This is a genomic window from Duganella sp. CF458 (assembly GCF_900113115.1).
Classification (GTDB): Bacteria; Pseudomonadota; Gammaproteobacteria; order Burkholderiales; family Burkholderiaceae_D; genus Rugamonas.
This window is the reverse complement of sequence record NZ_FOOF01000020.1, coordinates 26,696-51,661: the sequence shown is the minus strand read 5'-3', so window position 1 is coordinate 51,661 and position 24,966 is coordinate 26,696. Positions and strand designations below refer to the sequence as shown.

Here is a 24,966-nt window from a genome sequence, read left to right as displayed (position 1 = left end):
ATGACAGCAATTATTGCAATGATCCGCAAGGACTTGATTCTCTACCTGAACGACAAGCGTGCGCTGATGCTCAACCTGCTGATGCCGATCGTGCTGGCAGCCTTCTTTGGCTCTTTATTCGGCGGCGCCGGCAGCGGCAACAACAGCAAGATCGAAATCGGCCTGGTGCAGCAGGACAGCAGCGTGATTGGCCGCAAGGTTGGCGATTCGCTCAAACGCGATGCCTCGTTGACGGTCAAGGAAATGAGCCTGCAGGAAGCGCAAGACAAGGTCCGCGCGGGCAAGCTGATGGTGGCAGTCGTGATTCCAGCAGGCTTTGGCGATGCTGCCGGCCAGTCGTTGTTCCAGTCCGGCGACAAGCCGGAATTGCCGGTGTATTACGACCCTTCGCAATCGACCGTGCTGGCGATGGTGAAGGGTTTGCTGACGCAGCACGTCATGCAGGGTGTGACCGGCGAGGTGATGGGCGGCGGTGCATCGGGCGCCAAGTTCACGGATGACAGCTTGCAGAAGCTCGAAGGTTCTCCTGCCAGCGAAGACAAGGAGGCGCTGGTTGGCTTGTTGGGCAGCCTGAAGAAATTCCAGGAGCACGAGGCGGCAAAGCCGGCCAAGGAAGCGGGCAGCGGCGCCGGCATGAGCGTGCCGTTTACCACCAAGGACGAGGCGCTCAGCTCGGGGCCGAAGTACAACGGTTACGCGCATGCGTTTGCGGGTATGGGCGTGCAGTTCATCCTGTTCATGGGGATTGACGTTGGCATCGGCATCCTGCTGGCGCGCCGCATGGGGATCTGGAATCGCTTGCTGGCGGCGCCGATTACGATGTCGCAGGTGCTGCTGTCGCGCGCATTGTCGGGTGCCATGATCGCGGCGGGACTGATGGTGGCGATCTTCTTGGCGGCGATGCTGATGTTCAAGGTGGAGATTACCAATGTGGCGGGCTTCGCACTGGTGGTGGTGGCGTTCGCGCTGATGACGGCTTCGTTCGGCTTGCTGATTGCAGCGTTTGGCAAGACGCCTGAAGCGGCGCGCGGGCTGGCGACGTTCGCTACCTTGATCCTGGTGATGCTGGGTGGGGCCTGGGTGCCGACGTTCGTGTTCCCGGCCTGGATGCAGCAGCTGACCGTTGTGGTGCCCACGCGCTGGGCGGTTGATGGGCTCGATGCCATGACCTGGCGCGGGCTGGGAATGGATGTGGCATTGCAGACGGCTGGCGTGCAGCTTGCGTTTGCGGTGGTGTTCGGGACGCTGGCGATCTGGCGTTTCCGCGCCCAAGACCGATAAGGCGAGAAAGTGAGAAGGTGAGAAAGTGAGAAAGCGGTGTCTGACCCCGCGGGTCAGACACCTGGGTAGCGGTTTAGAGGTTCGGCGCCAACCAGCGTTCGAGCTGGTCCTTCGCCACATCACGGCGAGCAGCCATGTCAACCACCTGGTCTTCGTTGATTTTCCCAACCGTGAAGTACTTCGATTCCGGGTGAGCAAAGTAGAAGCCGCTCACCGCGGCGCCAGGGAACATCGCGAACGATTCCGTCAGTTCCATCCCGATCTCATTCGCGTTCAACACACGGAACACATCCGCCTTCACAGTATGCTCAGGGCAGGCCGGGTAGCCAGGCGCAGGGCGAATGCCTTTGTACTCTTCCTTGATCAACTGCTCGTTCGACAGCGCTTCCTCGGCGGCATAGCCCCACAGGTCCTTGCGCACACGTACATGCAGGTATTCCGCGAACGCCTCAGCCAAACGGTCAGCCAGCGCCTTCAGCATGATCGACGAATAATCGTCATGCGCATCTTCAAAGCGCTTCTCATACTTCTCGATGCCCAGGCCCGCCGTCACCGCAAACATGCCGATGTAATCCTGTTTGCCCGATTCCTTCGGTGCGATAAAATCCGATAGACACTGGTTCGGGCGCTGAACGCCATCGATCACCGGCTTCAGGCCCTGCTGGCGCAGGCCGTAATACGTGAATGCCACTTCCGCGCGCGACTCGTCGGTGTAGATCTCGATATCGTCGTCATTGACGGTATTCGCGGGCAGCAGCGCGATCACGCCATTGGCGGTCAGCCAGCGGCCTTCGATAATCTTCTTCAGCAGCGCCTTGCCTTCCTCGAACACTTTCGATGCGGCTTCGCCAACCACTTCATCGGTCAGGATGGCAGGGAAGGGGCCGGCCAGGTCCCAGGTCTGGAAGAACGGGCCCCAGTCGATGTACTCGGCAATTGCAGCCAGGTCCACATTCTTGAACAGGCGGCGGCCGACGAATTTCGGACGCACCGGCGCAAACTCCAGCTTCGCCTTGTTGGCGCGCGCGGTTTCCAGCGAGACGGTCGGCAGCGCCTTCTTGTTGGCGTGCTGCTCACGGATACGCGCGTAGTCGTGGTCCAGTTCCTCCACGAACTTGCCACGCTGTTCGTCGGTCAGCAGCGACTGCGCCACCGAGACGGAACGCGAAGCATCCGGCACATACACCACCGGGCCTTCGTAGTTATGCGCGATCTTCACCGCAGTATGGGCGCGGCTGGTGGTCGCACCACCGATCAGCAGCGGGATCTTCATCATGCGGAAGTGTTCGTCGCGCTGCATTTCTTTCGCGACGTGGGCCATTTCTTCCAGCGACGGCGTGATCAGGCCGGACAGGCCGATGATGTCGGCGTTTTCCAGCTTGGCGCGCGCCAGGATCTCGGAAGCCGGCACCATCACGCCCATGTTCACCACTTCAAAGTTATTGCATTGCAGGACCACCGACACGATGTTCTTGCCGATGTCGTGCACATCGCCCTTCACGGTGGCGATCACGATCTTGCCCTTGGGCTTGGCGACGATGCCGGTACGCGCTTCTTCCGCCTTCTTCTCTTCCTCGATGTAAGGAATCAGGTGGGCTACGGCCTGCTTCATCACGCGCGCCGACTTCACCACCTGCGGCAGGAACATCTTGCCCTGGCCGAACAGGTCGCCGACGATATTCATGCCGTCCATCAGCGGGCCTTCGATCACATTGATCGGGCGGCCGCCGCTGTTGAACACCTGCTGGCGCATTTCTTCCGTGTCGTCGGTGATGAACTGCGTGATGCCGTGCACCAGCGCGTGCGCCAGGCGCTTCTCGACCGGCGCATTGCGCCATTCGAGGTTGGCGGCTTCCTGCTTGGCGCCGCCCTTCAGCGTCGCCGCGAATTCGATCATGCGCTCGGTGGCGTCGTCGCGGCGGTTCAACACCACGTCTTCCACGCGCTCGCGCAATTCGGCCGGCAGATCGTCGTATACGCCCACCATGCCGGCGTTGACGATGCCCATGGTCATGCCCGCCTTGATGGCGTGGTACAGGAACACGGTGTGGATCGCTTCACGCGCCGGGTCATTGCCGCGGAAGGAGAAGGACACGTTCGACACGCCGCCGGAAATCTTCGCATGCGGCAGGTTGTCCTTGATCCAGCGCGTGGCTTCGATGAAGTCCACGGCGTAATTGTTGTGCTCTTCGATGCCGGTCGCGATGGCGAAGATGTTCGGGTCGAAGATGATGTCTTCCGGCGGGAAGCCGACTTTCCCGGTCAGCACCTTGTAGGCGCGTTCGCAAATCTCGATCTTGCGTGCGAAAGTGTCGGCCTGGCCGGTTTCATCGAAGGCCATCACGATCACGGCGGCGCCGTAGCGGCGGCACAGCTTCGCCTGGCGGATGAATTCCTCCTCGCCTTCCTTCATGGAGATCGAGTTCACCACGGCCTTGCCCTGCACGCACTTGAGGCCCGCCTCAATGACCGACCACTTGGAGGAGTCGATCATGATCGGTACGCGCGAGATATCCGGCTCGGAAGCGATCAGGTTCAGGAAGCGGGTCATGGCGGCCTGGGAATCCAGCATCGCCTCGTCCATGTTGATGTCGATGACCTGGGCGCCGTTCTCCACCTGCTGGCGGGCGACGGACAGCGCCTCGTCGTACTGCTCGTTCAGGATCATGCGCGCGAAGGCTTTCGAGCCGGTCACGTTGGTGCGTTCGCCGACGTTGACGAACAGCGAGTCGTCGTCGATGGTGAACGGCTCCAGGCCGGACAGGCGCTGTGCCACCGGCACATGCGGCAACTTGCGCGGCGTGGCGGTCGACAGCAGCTTGGCGACAGCGGCGATGTGGTCAGGCGTGGTGCCGCAGCAGCCGCCGGCCACGTTGATGAAGCCCGCGTCGGCGAATTCGCGCAGCAGGCGCGAAGTATCTTCCGGCAGCTCGTCGAAGCCGGTGTCGCTCATCGGGTTGGGCAGGCCGGCGTTAGGGTAGATACAGACGAAGGTATCGGCAATCTGCGACAACTCCTCGGCGTAAGGGCGCATCAGTGTCGCACCCAGTGCGCAGTTCAGGCCAATGGTCAGCGGCCTGGCATGGCGCACCGAATTCCAGAACGCCGGTACCGTCTGGCCGGACAGGATGCGGCCGGAGGCATCGGTCACGGTACCCGAGATCATCAGCGGCAGGCGTTCGATTTCAGGACGCTCGTCGAAGTACTGGTCGATTGCGAACAGCGCCGCCTTGCAGTTCAGGGTGTCGAAGATGGTTTCCACCAGCAGCACGTCGGAGCCGCCGTCCACCAGGCCGCGCACCTGCTCGTAGTAGGCGGCCACCAGCTGGTCGAAGGTGACGTTACGCGCGGCCGGATCGTTCACGTCCGGCGAAATCGATGCGGTCTTCGGGGTCGGGCCCAGGGCGCCGCAGACGAAGCGCGGTTTGTCGGCGGTGGAATACTTGGCAGTGGCTGCCTTGGCCAGCCTGGCCGCTTCCACGTTCATTTCATAGGCCAGGTGGGCCATGAAATAGTCGTCTTGCGCGATCGAGGTGGCGCCGAAGGTGTTGGTTTCGATCAGGTCGGCGCCGGCGGCCAGGTAACGCTCGTGGATTTCCTGGATCACGTGCGGCTGGGTCAGCGTCAGCAGCTCGTTATTGCCTTTGACGAACAGCTCACGGTGGCCACTGCCTTCCGGCGCGGCGAAATCGGCGAAGCGCTCGCCGCGATACGCTTTTTCGTCCAGCTTGTATTGCTGGATGATGGTGCCCATCGCGCCATCCAGGAACATGATGCGCTGCGCGAGGATCTCGCGCAGCTGGGCTTCGGTCTTGGTGGTTGGACGGGTCGTGTTAGTCATTTTGATATCGCAGATTGGGCAACGTGGACCTGAAATTATACGGCAAAGCAGCATTTTTCCCCGGCCACCACCCCCGCCGGCCGATACAAATTCGGCATTTGCTTATGCAAAATGTCCACTTGGGGTCAGGAACCAAGTGGACATTTCTTGCGCGATTTGTGCTGAATTTGCACAAATCATGTGTTGCCAGTCTGCTAGCAAAGCGCCGTGGATACCCCTAAGATGACTCCATCAACCAACCACTTTGAAGGAGCTTCAAATGCCCATCCTGAACATCACCGTCAGCGGCACCCCGGAACAAGTGCCAGCCAAGAAAGTCACCAACATCCTGATGAAGCACACCGGCGAAATCCTGCACAAGGCACCAGCTCTCACCGCCATCGCCGTGCACTACACGCCGCGCGAGCAGTGGTTTGTCGGCGGCGAGTCGCTGGTGGAATTGGGCAAGTCGAGCTTCTTCTTCGACATCAAGGTGACCGACGAAACCAACACCGCCAATGAGAAGTCGGCCTATATCGCGGCGGTCTACAAGGACTTGCAGGAGCTGCTCGGCGAATTGCACGAAGTGAGCTACATCCACATCGACGACGCGCGCCCGGCAGCCTGGGGCTGGGGCGGCCTTACGCAGCAATTCCGCGCGGTTCAGAAGATGCTGATGTAAACGCTGGCGGCGTAGTCGACGAAGGCGCGCACCTTGGGCGACAGGTGGCGGTTCTGCGGATAGAGGGCGTACAGCTCGCGCGGCTTGGGCGTGTAGCCGGGCAGGACTTCCACCAGCGCTCCGCGCTCCAGCTCTTCGCGCACGATGAAGGCGGCGGCGTTGGCAATGCCAAGGCCGCCCGCTGCCGCCGCGCGCAGTGCGACGTTGGTGTTGGCCTGCAGCGTGCCGCGCACCGGGACCGCATGTTCCGTGCCGTCCGTTCCCAACAGTATCCATTCATTGGCCCGCGTCGCCGCCGTGTAGACCAGGCAGTTGTGCTGCGCCAGGTCGGCGGGCGCGGCCGGCGCGCCGTGCTTGCGCAGGTAATCGGGGCTGGCGACCAGCAGCACTTTGCTGGTGGCGAGGCGGCGGGCGACAAGCGTCGAATCCGGCAACGCACGCGCCAGCCGTAGCGCGACGTCGAAGCCGTCCTCGATCAGGTCGACCATGCGGTCATTGCAGAGCAGGTCGACCTGCAGGCCGGGGTAGCGAGCCATGAATCCCGGCAGCCATTGCGCCACCTCGATGGTGCCAAACGCCATCGGCGCGTTGATGCGCAGGACGCCGGTGGGTTCACTCTGGTGGCGGCCGACGTTGCGGTCGGCGTCGTCCAGCAGGTCGAGCACTTCGCGGGCGGATTCATAATAATCGCGTCCCGCGTCGGTCAGGGCGAAGCGGCGCGTGGTGCGGTTCAGGAGTTGGGCGCCGAGGTGTTCTTCGAGCTGGCGCACCTGGCGCGAAACGATGGTGTGGGAAATGCCGAGGGCCTCGGCGGCAGCCGTAAAGCTGCCCAGTTCAACAACGCGGCGGAGCGCGCGCAGCGCCGCGAGTTGGTCCATTTACTGGAAGCGCTGCCCGTCGAGCGGGAAGCCTTTGATGAATTCGGCGGCCGGCAGGCGCTTGCCGCCAGGTTTTTGCAACTGGGTCAGGCGTAGCGCGCCTTCGCCGCAAGCGACAATGATGCCGTGCTGCGCGTCGGCGGCGATCACCTGGCCAGGGGCGGCGCTGCTGCCTTCGTCCAGCACTTCAGCGCCCCACAGCTTGATCACCGTGCCACCGACCTCGCCATGGGCGCCCGGGAAGGGGTTGAAGGCGCGGATCTTGCGGCTGATCTCGCGCGCAGGCTGGGTGAAGTCCAGCGCCGCTTCTTCCTTGAGGATCTTGTTGGCGTAAGTGACGCCTTGCTCGGGCTGCGGCACCGCTTCCACCACGCCGTGCTCCATCTTGCGCAGCACCTTGACCATCATCTGGGCGCCCATGGCGGCCAGCTTGTCGTGCAGGGTGGCGGTGCTGTCCTGCGGCGTGATCGGGGTGCGTTCGATCAGCAGCATCGGGCCGGTGTCCAGGCCTTCTTCCATTTCCATGATCGTGACGCCGGTCTCCGCATCGCCCGATTCGATCGCGCGGTGGATCGGGGCGGCGCCGCGCCAGCGTGGCAGCAGGGAGCCGTGGATGTTCAGGCAGGGCTTGATGTCGAGGGTGGCGCGCGGCAGGATCAGGCCGTAGGCGGCGACGACCATCACGTCGTAGTCGGTGGCCAGCAGGCGGTCGTGGGCGGCTTTGGCTTCCGCCGCGCGCTGCGGGTCCTTGGCGTCCATGCGCAGCGACAGCGGCTGCAGCACGTCGATGCCGTGTTTGACGGCGTATTGCTTGACCGCCGATGGCTGCAGCTGCATGCCGCGGCCGGCCGGGCGGTCGGGCTGGGTCAGTACCAGGGGAATCTCGAAACCTGCTTCGTGCAGGGCCTGGAGGGCAACGGCCGCAAACTCAGGCGTTCCCGCGAAGATCACTTTCATGCTTCCCCCGCTGGTATCAGTAACGGCGGCCCGAGGCGCGCAGCGCTTCGTCGCGCTGAATGCCACGTTCTTCCTTTTGCAGTTTGGTCTTGATACGATTGCGTTTCAAGGGGGACAGGTATTCAACGAACACTTTGCCCAGCAAGTGATCCATTTCATGCTGGATGCAGACTGCCAGCAGGCCGTCGGCGTCGATCTCGAACACTTCGCCTTTGACGTTGTAAGCACGAACTTTGACTGCGGACGGACGCTCGACGCCATCATAAATACCGGGAACCGACAGGCAACCTTCGTCGTAAACCTGTTTTTCTTCGCTCGACCACAGGATTTCCGGGTTGATGAAGGCGGTCAGGCCGGTTTTGTCTTCCGTGATATCGATGACAACAACCTGCTCGTGCACGTCCACCTGGGTGGCGGCCAGGCCGATGCCTGGTGCGTCGTACATGGTTTCTGCCATGTCTTCCACCAGTTTGGCCAGGCGCTCGTCGAACACGGCAACAGGTTTTGCAATTTTGTGCAGACGAGGGTCTGGATAGCGGAGAATATTCAGTTTCACGGGAGAATCTTAGTTAAACGACAATGATTGTGCGGTAAAAGGCGCATATTATGCGTGCACGATTGCTTCTGTGACACGAATTCCTTGCTTGATCAGGGTAATATGGGCAGAATTTGATTTCAGTGAGGCAAGCCTTTGTGGCCTTCCGTCATTGCCGCACCTAACGGATATATCAATGAAAAATTTTAGCACAAGCAGCAGCCGCCTGTTGGCCGCAGCACTGTTTTGCGGTGTGACGGCCGTTCCGGCCCACGCCAAGACAATCGTCTGTGAATTCAAGCCGAACGCACCGGATAGCCATACCGTTGTAAAGGGAGACACCCTGTGGGGTATTTCCGGAACCTTCCTCGACAAGCCTTGGTGCTGGCCGCAGGTTTGGGGGATGAATAAAGAAGAAATCGCGAACCCGCACTGGATTTATCCAGGGCAGATCGTCTGGTTCGACCGCGAAGCCGGTCGCCTGCGCCTTGGCACCAAGGTCGGTGGCGACGGCAGCGCCGGCGATACGCGCCTTGGCCCGCAATTGCGGACCGAAGGCCTGGGCAAGGATGCCGTCCAGTCGATCCCGTCCGGCGTGATCGAACCGTTCCTGACGCAACCCCTGATTATCGAAGAAGATGAACTCAAAAACGCCCCGCGCATCATCGCGACGCGTGGCGCCCGCGTGTTCATCGGCAAGGATGACAAAGCCTATGTCCGCGGCAACCTGAAAGGCAGCACCTCGTTCCAGGTGTTCCGTCCAGGTAAGCCGCTGAAAGACCCGGTCACCAAGAAGACCGTGGCGCTGGAAGCGTTCTACCTCGGCACCCTGAAACTGGAAGCGCAGGCCGAAGCGGGCAGCGACGTCCATACCTTCGTTGTCGCCAGCGCCAAGGAAGAAATGGGCAAGGGCGACTTGCTGATGGCAATGCCGCCGATGCCGATGCAGAACTACGTTCCGCATCCGCCGGACGTCGAAGTCAATGCCCACGTGCTGGCCGTCTACAACGGTGTCACGCACGCCGGCCAGAATCAGGTTGTCAGCATTAATCGCGGAAAGCTTGACGGACTCGATATCGGTTCCGTGCTGCAGCTGTACCATAAGGGTGAAGTGGTGAGCGATCCGGGCGCGTCGAAAGGTGCGTTCAATCTGCGCAACCCGACGGTCAAGCTGCCGGATGAACGCGTGGGTAGCTTGTTTGTCTTCCGAGTGTTCAAGCACGTGTCGTATGGCTTGATCATGCAGGTGACTGAACCAATCGTTGTAGGGGATGTCGCCAAGACCGCGGAGTAAATCCCATGGCCGTGCAAGTCACGGATGCCCCAAACCCCGCCCGCCAGGACTCCGAGAGCCTGGCGATGTGGCTGCGCCTGGCGAACACGCCAGGCGTCGGCCGCCACGCAGCCAGCAAGCTGCTCCAGCAGTACCTCTCTCCCCAAGCCGTCTTCACCGCCGCCAATGCCCGCCTCGCCGCGCCACCCGCACAGGATGATGCCGCGCCGCTGCCATTGCGCATGCTGGACCACGCCGATGCCGGCATCGTGCGTAGCGGGCAGCGCCCGGCCGGCGATGACGAAGACGACATCTCGATTGCGGCGGCACGCTGCCTTGCCGGCCCCATGCCCGAGCGCCTGCGCGCCATGGCGCAGGCTTCCCTGGCGTGGGCTGCGCAGCCCGGCAATCACCTGGTCCTGTTCGGCGACCCGGAGTACCCGCCGACCTTGCGGCACATCGCCGATCCGCCGCTGCTGCTGTACGCCAAAGGCGAGCTGGCGCTGCTCCAGTGCGAGTCGGTCGCGGTAGTGGGCGCTCGCAACGGCACCGTGCAAGGCCGCTCCAACGCACGCCAGTTCGCACGGGTGCTGAGCGATGCCGGCATGACGGTGGTCTCCGGCCTGGCCCTTGGCATCGATGCTGCCGCGCACGAAGGCGGCCTGGAAGGGCCGGGCCGTACCGTGGCCGTGATCGGCACCGGCATCGACCGCATCTACCCACGCCGCAACGCGGCCCTGGCGCACCGCATCGCGGAACAGGGCTGCCTGCTCAGCGAATTTGTCCTTGGCACGGCGGCGCGGGCCGAGCACTTCCCGATTCGCAACCGCATCATCGCGGGCATGACCCGCGCCACGCTGGTGATCGAAGCGGCCGCGCGCTCCGGCTCCCTGATCACGGCCCATGCGGCTATCAACGCCGGCCGCGAAGTGTTCGTGCTGCCCGGCTCCATCTTGTCGCCGCAATCGGTCGGCTGCCATGCGCTGATCAGGGAAGGCGCGCGCCTGGTCGCCACGCCCGAGCACCTGATGGAAGACCTGGGCTTGGCCATGCCGGACCAGGCGGCGGTGCAAATGGACCAGGCGGCGGGCTGGTTGTTGGCCGCCCTCGGCCATGATCCGATCGGCGCCGATGAGCTTGCTATAAGGTTGCAACTTCCGCCAAGTGACATGCAGGCAAGCTTGCTTGCCCTCGAGCTGGCGGGTGTGGTGGAAAGGCTGCCGGGCGGCGCTTTCCAGCGCCTGAAAGGCTCCTGAACCGCCGTTATGCTTGTGCCCGGCTCACAGATGCTGCTAAAGTAGCGCCATGTTTGACATCCTGGTTTACCTGTACGAGACCTATTACCGCCCTGATGCCTGCCCTGAACCCGCAGCATTGGCAAAGAAACTCTCCGCAGTCGGTTTTGACGACGTCGAGATTTCCGAGGCGCTGGTCTGGCTGAATGACCTCGCCGCCATGGCTGGCGTCGAGCAGTCGCTGACGGCCGCATCTTCTGGCACGCGCTTCTACGTGCGCCAGGAGTTGGACGTACTGGGCGCCCCTGCTGTCGGTTTCATCCAGTTCCTGGAGAGCGCCGGCCTGCTGTCCCCGTTGCAACGGGAAATCGTCATCGAACGCGCCCTGGCGCTGGACGAGGCCCCGGTGTCGCTGGGCAAGCTGAAGATCATCGTACTGATGCTGCTGTGGAGCCAGGGCAAGGAGCCGGACGCCCTGATGTTCGACGACCTGTTTGGCGCCGAAGAAGACCAGGCGCCGCGCCTGTTGCACTAAGCACACTCTTGCCGGCGTTGCCCAACGCCGGCCGTTTCCGTAATAATATTTGCAGCATTGTGGCTTTCATACGAAGCCGCAAGCCAGCGCTTACTTGCGAATGTTGTATTATGCGCGCTGCCGCATACACCGACGAGAACTATAAATATGAGTAAAGCCCTCATCATCGCTGAGAAACCTTCTGTCGCGAACGACATCGCGAAAGCCCTTGGCGGCTTCAGCAAGCACGATGAGTATTTCGAATCCGACGACTACGTGCTGTCTTCCGCGGTGGGTCACCTGCTGGAAATCGCCGTGCCGGAAGAGCACGACGTCAAGCGCGGCAAATGGACCTTCACCCATTTGCCGATGATCCCGCCGTACTTTGCGCTGAACCCGATCGCCAAGACCGAATCGCGCCTCAAGGTGCTGAACAAGCTGATCAAGCGCAAGGACGTCACCACCCTGATCAACGCATGCGACGCGGGCCGCGAAGGTGAACTGATCTTCCGCCTGATCGCGCAGAATGCGAAAGCCAAGCAGCCGGTCAAGCGCCTGTGGCTGCAATCGATGACGCCGACCGCGATTCGCGACGGCTTCACCCACCTGCGCAGCGACGACGAAATGCTGCCGCTGGCCGATGCCGCGCGCTGCCGCTCGGAAGCGGACTGGCTGATCGGCATCAACGGCACCCGCGCCATGACTGCCTTCAACTCGAAAGAGGGCGGCTTCTACCTGACCACCGTGGGCCGCGTGCAGACGCCGACCCTGTCGATCGTGGTCGAGCGCGAAGAGAAGATCAAGAGCTTCGTCTCGCGCGATTACTGGGAAGTGCGCGCCGAGTTCGTGTGCGCCGCCGGCATCTATGAAGGCCGCTGGCTGGACACCAGCTTCAAGAAAGACGAGAACGATCCGGAGAAGCGCGCGGAGCGCCTGTGGAGCAAGACCGCCGCCGATACGATCGCGCTGGCTTGCCGGGGCAAGCAAGGCAACGTCACCGAGGAGTCCAAGCCGACCACCTCGATGTCGCCCGGCCTGTTCGACCTGACCTCGCTGCAGCGCGAAGCCAACTCGCGCTTCGGCTTCTCGGCCAAGAACACCCTGGGCCTGGCGCAGGCGCTGTACGAAAAGCACAAGGTGCTGACTTACCCGCGTACCGATTCGCGCCACCTGCCGGAAGACTACCTGCCGACCGTGAAGGATACGCTGGAGGTTCTCAAGGGAAGCAATAACTACAACCAGTTCGCCAAGCAGATCCTGGACAAGGGCTGGGTCAAGCCGAACAAGCGCATCTTCGACAACACCAAGATCAGCGACCACTTCGCGATCATCCCGACCGGCATCGTGCCGAAGAACCTGAGCGAACCGGAACAGAAGCTGTACGACCTGGTCACCCGCCGCTTCATGGCGGTGTTCTTCCCGGCCGCGGAATTCCTGGTCACCACCCGCTTCACCGAAGTCGCCGGCCACCAGTTCAAGACCGAAGGCAAGGTGATGACCAATCCGGGCTGGCTGGCGATCTACGGCAAGGATGCCGCGGGCGACGACGAGAAGGAAGGCAGCGGCGGCAACCTGGTGCCGGTGGCCAAGGGCGAAAAAGTCCTGACCGAGAAAGTCACGCCCAACGGCCTGGTGACCAAACCGCCTGCACGCTATACCGAAGCGACGCTGCTGTCGGCAATGGAAGGCGCCGGCAAGCTGGTCGACTCCGACGAACTGCGCGACGCCATGGCCGGCAAGGGCCTGGGTACGCCGGCCACCCGCGCAGCCATCATCGAGGGCCTGCTGGGCGAGAAATACCTGCTGCGCGAAGGCCGCGAGATGATGCCGACCGCGAAAGCGTTCCAGCTCATGACGCTGCTGCGCGGGCTGGGTGTCAGCGAACTGACCGCGCCGGAACTGACCGGCGAGTGGGAATACAAGCTGTCGCAGATGGAGAAGGGCAAGATCTCGCGTGAAGAATTCATGCGTGAAATCGCCCAGATGACCCAGATCATCGTCAAGCGCGCCAAGGAATACGATAACGACACCATCCCAGGCGATTACGCGACGCTCCAGACGCCGTGCCCGAACTGCAGCGGCGTGGTCAAGGAAAACTACCGCCGTTTCGCCTGCACCAAGTGCGAGTTCTCGATGACCAAGGTGCCTGGCGGCCGCCAGTTCGAAATCGAGGAAGTGGAACAACTGCTGCGCGACCGTACCATCGGGCCGCTGCAAGGCTTCCGCTCGAAGATGGGCCGTCCGTTCGCGGCGATCCTGCGCATCGTGAAGGACGAGGAAATCAAGAACTTCAAGCTGGAGTTCGACTTCGGCCAGAACGATGAGGAAGGGGAAGACGGCGAAGGCGTCGACTTCACCGGACAGACTTCGCTTGGCCCGTGCCCGAAATGCGCCGGCGGCGTGTACGAGATGGGCCTGGCCTATACCTGCGAAAACCAGGTAGCCAAGCCAAAGACTTGCGACTTCCGTTCCAGCCGCATCATCCTGCAACAGGAGATCCTGCCGGAGCAGATGGCCAAGCTGCTCAACGAAGGCAAGACCGACCTGCTGCCGGGCTTCATCTCGCAGCGTACCCGCCGGCCGTTCAAGGCCTTCCTGGTACGCGGCAAGGACGGCAAGATCAGCTTCGAGTTTGAAGAGCGCAAGGCCAAGCCGGGCGCGGCCAAGAAAACGGCAGCGAAGGGCGACGGCGCGGAAGGCGCGGCCGAGGCAGCACCGGCAGCCGCCAAGCCGGCCGCCAAGAAAGCAGCCGCCAAAAAAGCACCAGCCAAAAAGGCGCCAGCCAAAAAAGCTGCAGCCAAAAAGCCGGCAGCGAAAAAGGCAGCTGCCAAGAAAACCGCGGCAGCGGAATAAACCAACGGGACCCGCGCGGTCCCGTTTTACTTTGTTCGAGTACATGAAGAAATCCCGCTGGGCGGCGATTGCTGCCACCATGCTTGTAGCCGGCGCATCGCAGGCCGCAGTCGATCGCATCGAGATCACCGAACGCGTGCCGTTCGCGCCGGGCGTCAAGTTCGGCGAAGCCGGCGAGTACGAAAAGCTGCGCGGCATCGCCTACTTCTCGCTCAACCCCAAGGCCTCCGCCAACCTGCCTATCGTCGACCTGAAACGCGCGCCGCGCGACAAGCGCGGCATGGTGCGCTTCTCCAGCGAGTTCGTGCTGCTGCGTCCTGCGAGCGGCAAGACCGGCACCCTGGTGTACGACGTCAACAACCGCGGCAACATCGTCGTGCTCGGCCAGCTGAATGGCAAGGCACCGAAGAACAACGACCCTACCACGGCGGAAGATGCCGGCGACGGCTTCATGATGCGGCATGGTTTCAGCATGCTGTTCTCGGCCTGGACCTGGGACGTGGCGCCATCGCCGGCCGGCGTGCGGCCGCTGGTCTTCAAGGCGCCCGTGGTAAAAGGCCCGCGTGGCATGTCGGCCAATGAGTTCATCGTCGACGCCGCCACGGAGGTGGCAAGCTACGCCGGCCTGCGCGGCATCGGCTACGAGCCAGCCACCCCGAACGACCCGGAAGCCGTGCTGACGGAGCGCACCCGCCAGGGCGACATGCGCCGCCCGGTCGAGCGCAATCGCTGGGAATTCGTGGCGCCGGAGCAGCCGGGCGGCCCGGGCCGCATCAAGCTGCAGGGCGGCTTCCAGCCCGGCACCATCTATGAAGTGCGCTATGAGGCGAAAGATCCGCGCGTGACCGGCGCCGGCCTGGCCGGTATCCGCGACCTGTTGGCGTATTTCCGCGAGAACCAGGTCGAAGGCGCTTCGCTGCCCAAGACGGTGCTGATGTTCGGCTACAGCCAGTCGGCGCGCCTGATCGGCCGCATGCTGCATGACGGACTGAATCTCGACGAGCAAGGCCGCATGGTGTTTGATGGCGCCTTGCTGGAAGTGCCCGGCGCGGGCGGATCGGGCGGCTTCAACAGCCGCTTCGTGCAAGTCACGCGCCACCCCTCGATGCTGGAAGAGCACGACTACCCGACCGATTCCTTCCCGTTTACCAGCACCCCGACGCGCGATCCGGTGACCGGGCGCGTGGCTTCCACGCTGGATCACGCGAAGGACAAGCATGGCCGCGTTCCCAAGCTCCTGATCGCCAACACCTCGGCGGAATTCTGGAACCGCGGCGCCTCGCTGCTGACCACCGCGCCGGACGGTGTGGGCGACGCCGCACCGGCACCCAATGTGCGCGTGTACGGCCTGATGGGCGCCCAGCACTACGTCGGCCGCTCGCCCACCCGCGCCCCATTCACGGCCTGCGTTTCGCCCACCAACTACTACCTGCCGTTGCGCGCCCTGATGCTGGCGCTGGACGGCTGGACCAGCAAAGGCACGCCGCCTCCAGCCAGCGCCTATCCGCGCCTGGAAGACGGCACCCTGGTTTCGGTCGAGGCTTACCGTAAGGCTTTCCCCGCCGTGCCGGGCCTGACGCCGCCGGAACAGAACCTGCGCGAGCCGCGCCTCGACCACGGCGCGCGCTTCCTGTCGCAAGGCATTGCCGACATGGTGCCGGCGGCGCAGAAGATGGCTTTCGAAACCCGTGTTCCGGCGCCGGATGCCGACGGCAACGACCGCGGCGGGGTGCGCCTGGTGGAGATGCAGGCGCCGCTGGGCACCCACACCGGCTGGAACCTGCGCGCACCGGAGACAGGCTTCGCCTGGGCTACCTCGCGCTACGACGGCAGCTTCGTCCCATTCGCCCGCACTGAAGCCGAACGCAAGGCCGCCAACGATCCGCGCCCCAGCCTTCAGGCCCGCTACGCCAATCGCGACGCCTTCATCGCCGCCACCCGCGCCGCCGCCGCACGCCAGGTCGCCGCGCGCCTGCTGCTACAGGAAGACGTCGAGCGCACCGTCACCGAGCGCGCCGGCCTGTACGACCGCATCCTGGCCCGCGACCCGGCCGACCAAAGCTGCAACTACCTGTTGCCGAACCAATGAAGAAGCTCAAACTCCCCAATACCTTCGTCCTGCTGTTCATGATCCTGGCGCTGATCGCGCTGGCGACCTGGCTGGTCCCGGGCGGCAAGTACGAGACCCATCTGGTCAACGGCAAGCAACTGGTCGACCCGGACACTTTCCACTACATCGAGAGTAAGCCGCAGGGCCTGGCGGCGTTGCTGATGGCGCCGATCAAGGGCTTCGCGGAAGCAGGACTGATCATCGGATTTGTGATGTTGACCGGCGGTGCCTTCAACGTGCTGCACAAGACCCAGGCCATCGACGCCATGATCAAGTCGATCGCCAAGGCGCACTCGCGTTCGAACCTGGTGCGCGTGGCCCTGATCCCGGTGTTCGTCACGCTGTTCTCGATCGGCGGCGCCACCTTCGGCATGAACGAGGAAGCGATCCCTTTCATCCTGATCTTCGTGCCGCTGGCACTGGCGCTTGGATATGACACCATCACCGGCGTATCGATTCCCTTCCTCGGCTCGCAGGTCGGCTTCTGCGCCGCTTTTCTCAACCCGTTCAACGTCGGCATCGCGCAAGGCATCGCGGGCGTGCCGCTATTCTCCGGCATCGGCTACCGCGTGATCGTGTGGTTCATTGCTACCGCCGTCACCATCATCTTCCTGATGTGGTATGCCGCGCGCATCAAGCGTCACCCGGAAAAGAGCCCGACCTACCTGCTCGACATCGAGAAGCGCGCCGAAGGCGTGGTCGATTTCGGCGGCTTTGAAGGCATGACCGCGCGCCATCGCCTGGTATTGTGGGTCTTCGCCGCTTCGTTGGGCGGCATGGTGTTCGGCGTGGTGAAGTTCGGCTGGTTCATCGAAGAGATCGGCGCGCTGTTCCTGGCCATGACCATCGTGGTGGCCCTGATCGGCCGCCTCGATTCCGACGAGGCGGTGGCCGCCTTCGTGCAGGGTGCCAAAGACCTGGTCGGCACCGGCCTGGTGATTGCGCTGGCCCGCGGCACCATGGTGCTGGCGCGCGACGCCCATATCATCGATACCATGCTGCATGGCCTGATGCCGCTGGTGGCATCTTCCTCGCCAGTCTTTGCGGCGCAGAAGATGTTCCTGATCCAGTCGGTGATCAACTTCTTCATCCACTCCGGCAGCGGCCAGGCCGCGCTGACCATGCCGATCATGGCACCGCTGGCCGACCTGGTCGGCGTCTCGCGCCAGACGGCGATCCTGGCTTTCCAGTTCGGCGAGTTCACCACGCCGATGATCCCGACGTCCGGTATCACGGTCGGCGTGCTGGCGCTGGCGCGCATTCCGTGGCTGACCTGGGCGCGCTGGATGGTGCCGTTGCAGTTGATTTACCTCGTCCTGGCGCTGGTGTTGCTGGTGCCGCCTTGCCTCATGAACTGGTAGGATGACAGACATGGATACCATCAAGCACCCGCTCTCCGCGCCCCATGGCACGGCGCAGTACGAACTGACCAGCTACCACTTTGGCAAGCCGGGCGGCCCCAAGGCCTATATCCAGGCGGCGCTGCATGCCGACGAGGTGCCGGCCATGCTGGTGGCGCAGCAGCTGCGCCAGCGCCTGCAGGCGCTGGAAGCGGCAGGCAAGGTGAAGGGCGAAGTGATCCTGGTGCCGGCGGCCAACCCGATCGGGTTGGCGCAAGTCATCAACGAACGTCCGTTCGGGCGTTTCGACCTGAGCACCGGCATCAATTTCAACCGCGGCTACCCGCATTATTTCGCGCAGCTCACGACCCTCCTGAAGGGGCAACTGGGCAGCGATGCCGACGCCAACGTGCGCACCATCCGCCGCCACCTGCGCGAGCTGGCCGGGCAATGGCAGCCCAACTCGGATGCCGCCACGCTCAAGAAGGCACTGTTTGCGATGGCCATCGACGCCGACATCGTGCTCGACCTGCATTGCGAGAACGAGGGCGCACTGCACCTGTACGTCGGCACCTCGCTGTGCGAAAGCGCGCAGCCGCTGGCCAACCTGATGGGCGCTTGCGCAGTGCTGCACACAACCGGCGCCGGCGGCGAGCCGTTCGACGAGGCCTGCAGCCGCCTGTGGTGGGACCTGGCCGAACACTTCGGTCCCGGCTACCCGATTCCATCCGCCTGCATGGCGGCGACGGTCGAACTGCGCGGCGAAGTGGAAGTCAACTATGAACTGGCGGCACGCGATGCCGACGCGATCATCGGCTACCTGCACGTGCGCGGCATCGTCGATGCGGGCGAAGTCAAGGTGCCGGAGCAGGGCTGCACGCCGATGCCGCTGGAAGGCACCCAGCGCCTGGACGCACCACATGCGGGCCTGCTGGTCTACCTGAAGGAAGTCGGCGCGCTGGTGCGCGCTGGCGAAGTGATCGCCGACCTGATAGACCCGGTCAGCGGCGACACCACGCATCTGAAGTCGGAAGTGGATGGGGTGCTGTTCACGCGCCTGTCGCACCGCTACATCATCCGCGGCATGAACGTGGCCAAGATCGCGGGCAACAAGCCGTTCCGCAGCGGCAGCCTGCTGAGCCTTTAAGGCGTTTCGACGATCACGTTTTCGCGTGCCGCCGTGGTGGATGCAATGATGCGCCACGGCCCGCCCGGCGTCTGGCGCCAGATCGTGATGTCGGCTGCCTTGTGCGGCTTGCCCGTTGCGCGCGCGAGGAACTCGCCGCAGGCGATTTCATACTGGATGCGGCCATCTTCCAGCACCGTGCGGTTGGACGTTGCCGGTCCGCCGGCTTCGCGCCACCAATCTTCCTTGTAACTGCCGTCCACGCCCGCCTCGTGCAGCGCATCGTCGCTGTCGAAGCGCATGAAACCCGCGTCAAGTTCCGGGCTGACGAAGGGGTAGGCGATTTCGGGGCGCCATTCGCAGCGCTCGCCCTCGACCACCGTGGTGCCGGCGAAGCCTGTCATGGCCTTGCGGTCGACCGGTATGCGCAGGTCGATATGGAAGTCGGCGGCCTGGAACCACCAGACCGGCGTCACCAGGTCGCTGCTGCCGTTGGTACGCCAGATGCCCTTGCGGCGCCACAGCCCTTCGTATGCCTGCGGTACGCTCATTTCAGGTCTTCGGTTTCGAAGTAGATGGTGCCGCCGATGGCAGCCATCTTGGTTTTCAGCGCCATCGCCAGGGCGTCGTTGCCGGCGGCTTGCAAGCCCCATTTGCGCACCTGGACCGCAGCGGTCGGTGCACCGGGGGCGGCGTGGTAAGACACGATATGGTCGAAGTCGGGGCGGCTGTCAATTTCCTTGACGAGGAAGCGCTGCGCGCCGCTGCCGATTTGCATGTAGCGCGACATGCTGGCGTTGGCCGGCTTGTCGTCCAGCTGGCGGAATACCAGCACCTTGTCGATCACTACCTTCGCATGCTTGTACTGGGTGCTGCCGCCCCGTTCGAAATGGCCCTGCACCAGATCGGCCTTGAACTCCTTGCGCGGCGCCTTGGCTTCCGGCGCCAGGGTGCTCAGCTCGAATTTCTCCGGGTCGATGGTCCACAGCGCGTCCTTGCCGTCCAGGCGCTGGCGCAAGGCGGCATCGGTGGCCGGATCGGCAATATGGACTTGCAAGATGACCTGGTACTCGTGCGGCGCATGGAACATCGGCAGGTGGGAGGCATACAAGCCTTCCTGCCCGCCGAACAGCGCCATGCCGTGGGTGCCGTAGGTTTTGTCCGCGGCATGCAAGGGCAGCAGCGGCAGGGTGCAGGTTGCCAGTAAGGCGCCGGCAAGCGCGCGTCGGATGGGATTCATCCGGCCATTTTACCCCTTCAGCTCGGCGGGCACTGTGCCGCCGTTTTCCTCCAGCTTGTGCATCACTTGCTTATGCAGCCAGATGTTCATGGCGGCGGAGTCACCGGTGTCGCCGGTGTAGTGCAGCTCCTGCGCCAGTTCCTTGCGGGCCTGCAAGCTGGAGTCGATGTCCAGCAGCTTAAGCAGGTCGACGATCGAGCTGCGCCAGTTCAGCGGCTGGCCGGCCTGGGCGGCTTTCGCATTGAGGATCGCTTCGACGTCGACTGGCTCCACTGCGGCGGGCGCCGGCGCAGGCTGGGTCGGCATGGGCGCCGGCGTTGCGGCGGGCCCGCCAGGCGCGGTAGAGGGCGCACCAGAGGCCGGCGATGGGGCGGCCTCTTGATGCGACGACGGGAAAATCTTGTGGAAAATCTTGCTTAGGATGCCCATGTTTGCCTCGCTTTCATTTGCGGAAAGCTTAACAAGCATGGGCGGGACACAAAGTGCGTTGCCTAACCCTTGGCGCACCTTAGCGCAACTCAGCGCATCTCAGCGCGAGATTTCCACATTGCCCAGGTTATCGTCCGGCTTGCGGTCGATCAGCTTATTGTCCGGATCAATGCCTGCCTTAGCCGGGCGGCCGTTGACGACCACTTTGAAGGTCGATGCGTTGCGCTCGACCAGCTTGCGTTCACGCAGCAGGGTATTGCCGTCCTTGTCGTCGACGCCGATCTCGATCAGGTCGTGCAGCGGAATTTCCTTTTCCGCACCCAGTTCGTCGGAGCGCAGCTTGGCCGCGTGCACGGTCAGCGTGACATCGTATCTGCCGTCTGCCCGTTTCTCGGCGGTGGCAGCCACCATGCGGTTGTCGAACAGGACGATGGAGTTGAACAGGTCGTCCACCAGGTAGGCCTGCTCCGGCGGCACGATGCGGCGCAGGCCATCCACCAGCACCGTCACGCTTGGATATGGGTCGCCGTGGTAGGAATACTTGCGCAGCAGCTCCGCCAGCAATTCATTGACTTTGGCCTCGCCCACGATATCGGCCAGCAGGTACATGGCCAGGCTGCCCTTGTGGTAATGGATGTAGCCCTGGTCTTCGTTATCGGCCAGCGGCAGCTCCTTCTTGTTTTCCGTGGCGCGGCCGAACAGGTATTTGTTCAGGTCATAGCGCAGGAAGCGGCGCATGCGTTGCGGGCCGAAACTTCTCTTCATCACCATCAGGGCGGAGTATTCGGCCAGGGTTTCGCTCAGCACGGTGGCGCCGCGCGTGTTGCCGCCCACCAGCTGGTGCGCCCACCATTGGTGCGCCACTTCGTGCGCGGTGACGTAGGTCGGGTAGTCGATGTCTTTCGGGTTCTTGTCGTCCACGCGGGCGATGAAGCCTACTGCTTCCGAATACGGAATCGTGTTCGGGAACGACTGGGCATAACGCTCGTAACGCGGGAACTCCACGATACGCACGATCTTGTGCTGGTAAGGGCTGAAGTTGCGCGTGTAATAGTCGAGCGAGTCCTTGACGCCCTTGACCATGCGGTCCAGGTTATATTCGTGGCCGGGCTGGTAGTAGATCTCGATGCCCACGTCCTGCCACCAGTCATGCTTGACCGCATAGCGCGCCGACTGGAAGGCGTAGAAATTCAGGATCGGCTGCTCCATCTTGTAGTGGAAATAGCGGCGTCCATTCTTGCGCCATTCCTTCACCAGCGAGCCTGGCGCCACGGCAGTCTGGTCGCCGGAAGTGCCGAGCGTCGCTTCAAAGCCGACCCAGTCGGCATCCGCGCCCAGGTAGTTGCTGGACAAGCCTTTCGGATCGTCGCGCGGCAGCTTGCGCTCCTGCGCCGGCAAGCCATGCTTCTTGCGGTCGCGTGGGTCGGTCAGTTCGGCGTGGCGCTGGTAGCCGATGTGCGGCAGCACGGTGTTGTTGAAGAAGGTGCCATTGTTCATCACCGGCGTGGTCTTGCCGAGGTTGAAGATGCCCTTCGGTTCGTAGCTCAACGCAAAGTCCAGTGTGATCTTTTCGCCCGGTTGCAGCGGCTGCTCCAGGCGATAGCTGTAGAAGCCCAGCTCCGTGTCGTTCAGCACGCGGAAGGCCTTGCGGCCGAATTGCAAGGGCTGCAGGTCGGCGTCGGTATCCTGCTGCACGTAGATGGTGCTGATCGGCTGCCGGGTCTTGTTCTCGAGCTGGTACCAGCCTTTCACTTTGAGCATGCGCTGTTCCGGATACATGTCCAGGCCAAGGCGCACGTCGACGATGCGCGGCTGTGCCGCTTGCAGCACCTGCTTGTACTTGCGCTCATAGTCGGCGCGCAAGGAGTCGCGGCCATACGGGGTCTTGAAGTTGTTGACGCACAGGTTGTAAGTCAGCACCCCGCCGGCGCCGAGGAACAGGGCCAGGCCAAAGCCAAAGGCGCCCAGCACCGGCAGCGTCAGGGCGTGGCGCGCCAGGCTGACGCGCTGGCGCCATTCTTCGTTGGTGCCGCGCGGCCAGAACACCACGGTCAGCACCATCAGCATCACGGCAGCGCCGGCCCAGTACAGTTCGAACCAGCGTTCGCGCGCCATGAAGTGGCCGAAGCCGTTCATGTCGGAGTAGGGCAGTTCCGGCGTTACCCCGTACATCAGCAGCGGATGGTCCAGGCCCAGGGCGGCAAAGGTGATGGTGGCCACGTAGTAGATGATCATCACGAAATAGGCCACGTATTTGTGGTTCACCAGCACCTGCGTGGCAATCGCCAGCACGGCGATCAGGGCGCAGGCCGGAAGCTGCACGGTGAACAGCCATTCGAAATACAGGCCGGGCTGCAGGTTGAAGTAGCCGCGGAACAGCTGGATCGACATGCCGACCAGCATGACGATGAACAGCAGCAGCGCCTGCACCCCGATCAGGCCAAACAGTTTGGACAGGATGGGCAGCCAGCTGGGCACCGGCAGCGCGTCCAGCATCTGCGACATGCGATGCTCGCGCTCGCGCCACACCATTTCGCCGGCGTAGAAGGTGGTGACCACCAGCATGAACAGCGAGAAGGTGTTGGTCACCATTTCCAGCACCAGGTAAGTGACCGGGTAGGTGCCGGTGCCGTACATCGAACCCATGTCCAGCGAGCCGGCAAACATGGTCAGCACGCCGGCCAGCACGATGACGAAGAAGTAGATGTTCTTGGTGGTCTCGCGCAGGTTCAAATAGCTGAAACGCAACAGCAGCAGGCCAAGGCTGCGCGCCTTGAAGTCCGGCTTCTCATTGGTCGAAGCGGCAACCTGGGTCAGGTTGGCCGGCAGGTCGCTATCGGTGCGCGCCGCGGCGCCGCTGTCGACCGTGCTGACGAAGTGGAAGCGCCAGTAGCCAAGCAGCAGCGCCACCAGGGCGAAGGAAGACCAGATCGCGCGGTTCAGCAGGAACACGCCTTCCGGCAGCACCAGGCGTACATTGCGCTCGGCGATCGGCCAGTATTCGGTGAGGCGGATCACGGCGGTGGTGCCGAAGGGGTCGATCAGCGCCGCCAGCGTCTTGTAGTCAAGGTCGCGCGCCAGGCCCGGCGCCACGATATAGCCGACCAGCATCACCACGCTCGACACGTACACCGGCAGCATGCGCCGCGTCAGCGCCGCCAGCACGAAGAAAATGGCGCCGAAGATGAACAGGTTGGGCAGCAGCGACAGCGCGTAAGGCAGCAGGTAGTGCAGCAGATTGAAGGGGCCAAGGCGTTCTGGATCGATGCCCGGCACCTGCGTGCCAAGCCATACGCCCAACGGGATCGAGGCAAACACCACGCATAGCACCAGCCAGGCGCCGAGAAAACGGCCCAGCATGTACTGGAACTTGTGGATCGGGGCGGAGAAGAAGAAGTGGTGCGTTTCGTACTCGAAGTCCTGCTGCACCGAGCGCCCCATCATGGCGGCGATGATGATCACGCCCATGCAGCCGAGGAAGGAAGAGGTCAGCATGATCGAGCGCGGCGCGTTGATGAACACGCGGCCGCCGAAGCTGACGATGGCTTCCTTGAACACGCCGCCGGCAGCTGCCATCCACAGGACGGCCAGCAGCAGGAACATGCCGAAGTAGACCCAGGTCGAGAACAGCTTCAGGCGCTGTTTCGCTTCAAAGAGGGCGATGGCGAACATGGCGGCCCCGGTCAGTCGCAGGCTTTGCTGACGTCGTGGCGGCCGAGGATGGTCGCGAAGTACAGGTCTTCCAGGTCGCCCAGCGCTTCCTCGAAGCCGTCGCCCGGATCGTCGTCGTTGTAGACGTGGATCAGGGTGCGGCCGGACATCAGGCGGGTCGAGATCACGGCATGGCGTTGCTGGAAGTAGGCCAGCTCCTTCTTGTCGATGAAGCGCGCCCAGATCTTGCAGCTCACATCATCGATCAGTTGCTGGGTGGCGCCAGCCACCATCAGCTGGCCCTTGTTGATGATTGCCATATTTGCACACAGGTCGGCCACGTCGGACACGATGTGGGTCGACAGGATCACGGTGCGGTCTTCGCCGATATCGGACAGCAGGTTGTGGAAGCGCACGCGTTCCTGCGGGTCCAGGCCGGCGGTCGGCTCGTCGACGATGATCAGTTTCGGGTCGCCCAGCAGGGCTTGCGCGATGCCGAAGCGCTGGCGCATGCCGCCGGAGAAGCCGCCCAGGCGCTGGTTGCGTACTTCAAACAGGTTGGTTTGCTGCAGCAGGCCGTCGACCACTTCGCGGCGGCGGGACCGGTTGGACAGCCCTTTCAGGATCGCGAAGTGATCCAGCATTTCATAAGCGGTGACTTTCGGGTAGACGCCGAAATCCTGCGGCAGGTAGCCCAGCAGGCGGCGAATGTCGTCCTTTTCATCCAGCACATCGAGGTCGCCGAAAAACACCGAGCCGGAATCGCATTCCTGCAGGGTGGCCAAGGTGCGCATCAGGGTCGACTTGCCGGCGCCATTGGGGCCCAGCAAGCCGAACATGCCGGACGGGATGGTCAGCGACACATTGTCGAGCGCGACGACCCCATTGGCATAGGTCTTTGATAAATTCTTGATGCGCAATTGCATGGTGGCTCCGCTAACCCCTTTTCACATGATGGCATTGTATTGAATGCGCGACATATCGGTTGCCCGCATGCGATAGCCCGCACATTCAGCGCCCCAGGATGCACTTTCCGGGGAAC

The 24,966-nt window shown here is 63.0% G+C and carries 18 protein-coding genes; 9 read left to right on the top strand and 9 right to left on the bottom strand.

Features of this window, described 5'->3' with window-relative positions:
* On the top strand, nt 1-1,281 hold the full coding sequence (locus tag BM269_RS25285) for an ABC transporter permease (RefSeq protein WP_090443992.1): 1,281 nt from the start codon (nt 1-3) through the stop codon (nt 1,279-1,281).
* A gap of 73 nt (nt 1,282-1,354) precedes the next feature.
* Here BM269_RS25285 and metH read toward each other — a convergent pair whose 3' ends face one another.
* Nucleotides 1,355-5,122, bottom strand: a complete 3,768-nt coding sequence (gene metH / locus BM269_RS25280; RefSeq protein WP_090443989.1) for a methionine synthase — start codon at nt 5,120-5,122, stop codon at nt 1,355-1,357.
* 259 nt (nt 5,123-5,381) lie between these two features.
* Between metH and BM269_RS25275 the strand changes: the two genes are divergently transcribed.
* Nucleotides 5,382-5,783: a tautomerase family protein gene (locus tag BM269_RS25275; RefSeq protein WP_090443986.1), complete on the top strand. Its 402-nt coding sequence runs from the start codon at nt 5,382-5,384 to the stop codon at nt 5,781-5,783.
* On the opposite strand, the gene BM269_RS25270 is transcribed toward BM269_RS25275, so the two are convergent.
* From BM269_RS25270 to def, 3 genes are read right to left on the bottom strand one after another with little or no spacing between them, the layout of a single operon-like run.
* Nucleotides 5,765-6,661: a LysR family transcriptional regulator gene (locus BM269_RS25270; RefSeq protein ID WP_090443983.1), complete on the bottom strand. Its 897-nt coding sequence runs from the start codon at nt 6,659-6,661 to the stop codon at nt 5,765-5,767. The genes BM269_RS25275 and BM269_RS25270 overlap by 19 nt on opposite strands.
* On the bottom strand, nt 6,662-7,618 hold the full coding sequence (gene fmt / locus BM269_RS25265; RefSeq protein WP_090443980.1) for a methionyl-tRNA formyltransferase: 957 nt from the start codon (nt 7,616-7,618) through the stop codon (nt 6,662-6,664).
* Nucleotides 7,619-7,634: 16 nt separating this feature from the next.
* Nucleotides 7,635-8,174, bottom strand: coding sequence for a peptide deformylase (def, locus tag BM269_RS25260; RefSeq protein ID WP_090443975.1), 540 nt, complete (start codon nt 8,172-8,174; stop codon nt 7,635-7,637).
* Between the two features lie 175 nt (nt 8,175-8,349).
* On the opposite strand from def, the gene BM269_RS25255 reads away from it, so the two are divergent.
* The 7 genes from BM269_RS25255 to BM269_RS25225 all read left to right on the top strand — a co-directional run bounded on the left by BM269_RS25255 (nt 8,350) and on the right by BM269_RS25225 (nt 18,625).
* Entirely contained in the window at nt 8,350-9,447 is a 1,098-nt protein-coding gene (locus tag BM269_RS25255; protein WP_090443972.1) for a LysM peptidoglycan-binding domain-containing protein, read from the top strand.
* A 5-nt stretch (nt 9,448-9,452) separates the two neighbouring features.
* Nucleotides 9,453-10,682, top strand: a complete 1,230-nt coding sequence (gene dprA / locus BM269_RS25250) for a DNA-processing protein DprA (RefSeq protein WP_229204795.1) — start codon at nt 9,453-9,455, stop codon at nt 10,680-10,682.
* Nucleotides 10,683-10,731: 49 nt separating this feature from the next.
* Nucleotides 10,732-11,196, top strand: coding sequence for a Smg family protein (locus BM269_RS25245; RefSeq protein ID WP_057261121.1), 465 nt, complete (start codon nt 10,732-10,734; stop codon nt 11,194-11,196).
* Nucleotides 11,197-11,343: 147 nt separating this feature from the next.
* A complete protein-coding gene (locus BM269_RS25240; RefSeq protein WP_090443969.1) occupies nt 11,344-14,028 on the top strand; it encodes a DNA topoisomerase III in 2,685 nt (894 codons plus the stop codon).
* A 43-nt stretch (nt 14,029-14,071) separates the two neighbouring features.
* On the top strand, nt 14,072-16,117 hold the full coding sequence (locus BM269_RS25235; protein WP_139232869.1) for an alpha/beta hydrolase domain-containing protein: 2,046 nt from the start codon (nt 14,072-14,074) through the stop codon (nt 16,115-16,117).
* A complete protein-coding gene (locus BM269_RS25230; RefSeq protein WP_090443963.1) occupies nt 16,114-17,499 on the top strand; it encodes a YfcC family protein in 1,386 nt (461 codons plus the stop codon). The genes BM269_RS25235 and BM269_RS25230 overlap by 4 nt, the downstream gene beginning before the upstream one ends.
* Before the next feature lie 10 nt (nt 17,500-17,509).
* Complete coding sequence (locus tag BM269_RS25225; protein WP_090444143.1) at nt 17,510-18,625, top strand: succinylglutamate desuccinylase/aspartoacylase family protein; 1,116 nt, start codon at nt 17,510-17,512, stop codon at nt 18,623-18,625.
* Here the strand turns inward: BM269_RS25225 and BM269_RS25220 are convergent.
* The 5 genes from BM269_RS25220 to BM269_RS25200 all read right to left on the bottom strand — a co-directional run bounded on the left by BM269_RS25220 (nt 18,622) and on the right by BM269_RS25200 (nt 24,850).
* Nucleotides 18,622-19,155: a hypothetical protein gene (locus BM269_RS25220; protein ID WP_090443959.1), complete on the bottom strand. Its 534-nt coding sequence runs from the start codon at nt 19,153-19,155 to the stop codon at nt 18,622-18,624. The two genes, BM269_RS25225 and BM269_RS25220, sit on opposite strands and share 4 nt — an antisense overlap.
* Nucleotides 19,152-19,844, bottom strand: coding sequence for a hypothetical protein (locus BM269_RS25215; RefSeq protein ID WP_229204794.1), 693 nt, complete (start codon nt 19,842-19,844; stop codon nt 19,152-19,154). Before BM269_RS25215 ends, BM269_RS25220 begins: the two co-directional genes overlap by 4 nt.
* Before the next feature lie 9 nt (nt 19,845-19,853).
* Nucleotides 19,854-20,273 (bottom strand): DUF3597 domain-containing protein, encoded by a 420-nt coding sequence (locus BM269_RS25210; RefSeq protein WP_090443956.1) that lies wholly within the window; start codon nt 20,271-20,273, stop codon nt 19,854-19,856.
* A gap of 99 nt (nt 20,274-20,372) precedes the next feature.
* On the bottom strand, nt 20,373-23,945 hold the full coding sequence (locus tag BM269_RS25205) for an ABC transporter permease/M1 family aminopeptidase (protein WP_090443953.1): 3,573 nt from the start codon (nt 23,943-23,945) through the stop codon (nt 20,373-20,375).
* A gap of 11 nt (nt 23,946-23,956) precedes the next feature.
* Nucleotides 23,957-24,850, bottom strand: a complete 894-nt coding sequence (locus BM269_RS25200) for an ABC transporter ATP-binding protein (protein ID WP_090443950.1) — start codon at nt 24,848-24,850, stop codon at nt 23,957-23,959.
* Nucleotides 24,851-24,966: the final 116 nt, after the last annotated feature.

Excerpts from the sequence above, each read along its gene's own strand:
- BM269_RS25285 (WP_090443992.1), top strand. The coding sequence starts at position 1 with ATGACAGCAATTATTGCAATGATCCGCAAGGACTTGATTCTCTACCTG.
- metH (WP_090443989.1), bottom strand. The coding sequence starts at position 5,122 with ATGACTAACACGACCCGTCCAACCACCAAGACCGAAGCCCAGCTGCGC.
- BM269_RS25275 (WP_090443986.1), top strand. The coding sequence starts at position 5,382 with ATGCCCATCCTGAACATCACCGTCAGCGGCACCCCGGAACAAGTGCCA.
- BM269_RS25270 (WP_090443983.1), bottom strand. The coding sequence starts at position 6,661 with ATGGACCAACTCGCGGCGCTGCGCGCGCTCCGCCGCGTTGTTGAACTG.
- fmt (WP_090443980.1), bottom strand. The coding sequence starts at position 7,618 with ATGAAAGTGATCTTCGCGGGAACGCCTGAGTTTGCGGCCGTTGCCCTC.
- BM269_RS25255 (WP_090443972.1), top strand. The coding sequence starts at position 8,350 with ATGAAAAATTTTAGCACAAGCAGCAGCCGCCTGTTGGCCGCAGCACTG.
- dprA (WP_229204795.1), top strand. The coding sequence starts at position 9,453 with ATGGCCGTGCAAGTCACGGATGCCCCAAACCCCGCCCGCCAGGACTCC.
- BM269_RS25245 (WP_057261121.1), top strand. The coding sequence starts at position 10,732 with ATGTTTGACATCCTGGTTTACCTGTACGAGACCTATTACCGCCCTGAT.
- BM269_RS25240 (WP_090443969.1), top strand. The coding sequence starts at position 11,344 with ATGAGTAAAGCCCTCATCATCGCTGAGAAACCTTCTGTCGCGAACGAC.
- BM269_RS25235 (WP_139232869.1), top strand. The coding sequence starts at position 14,072 with ATGAAGAAATCCCGCTGGGCGGCGATTGCTGCCACCATGCTTGTAGCC.
- BM269_RS25230 (WP_090443963.1), top strand. The coding sequence starts at position 16,114 with ATGAAGAAGCTCAAACTCCCCAATACCTTCGTCCTGCTGTTCATGATC.
- BM269_RS25225 (WP_090444143.1), top strand. The coding sequence starts at position 17,510 with ATGGATACCATCAAGCACCCGCTCTCCGCGCCCCATGGCACGGCGCAG.
- BM269_RS25220 (WP_090443959.1), bottom strand. The coding sequence starts at position 19,155 with ATGAGCGTACCGCAGGCATACGAAGGGCTGTGGCGCCGCAAGGGCATC.
- BM269_RS25215 (WP_229204794.1), bottom strand. The coding sequence starts at position 19,844 with ATGAATCCCATCCGACGCGCGCTTGCCGGCGCCTTACTGGCAACCTGC.
- BM269_RS25210 (WP_090443956.1), bottom strand. The coding sequence starts at position 20,273 with ATGGGCATCCTAAGCAAGATTTTCCACAAGATTTTCCCGTCGTCGCAT.
- BM269_RS25205 (WP_090443953.1), bottom strand. The coding sequence starts at position 23,945 with ATGTTCGCCATCGCCCTCTTTGAAGCGAAACAGCGCCTGAAGCTGTTC.
- BM269_RS25200 (WP_090443950.1), bottom strand. The coding sequence starts at position 24,850 with ATGCAATTGCGCATCAAGAATTTATCAAAGACCTATGCCAATGGGGTC.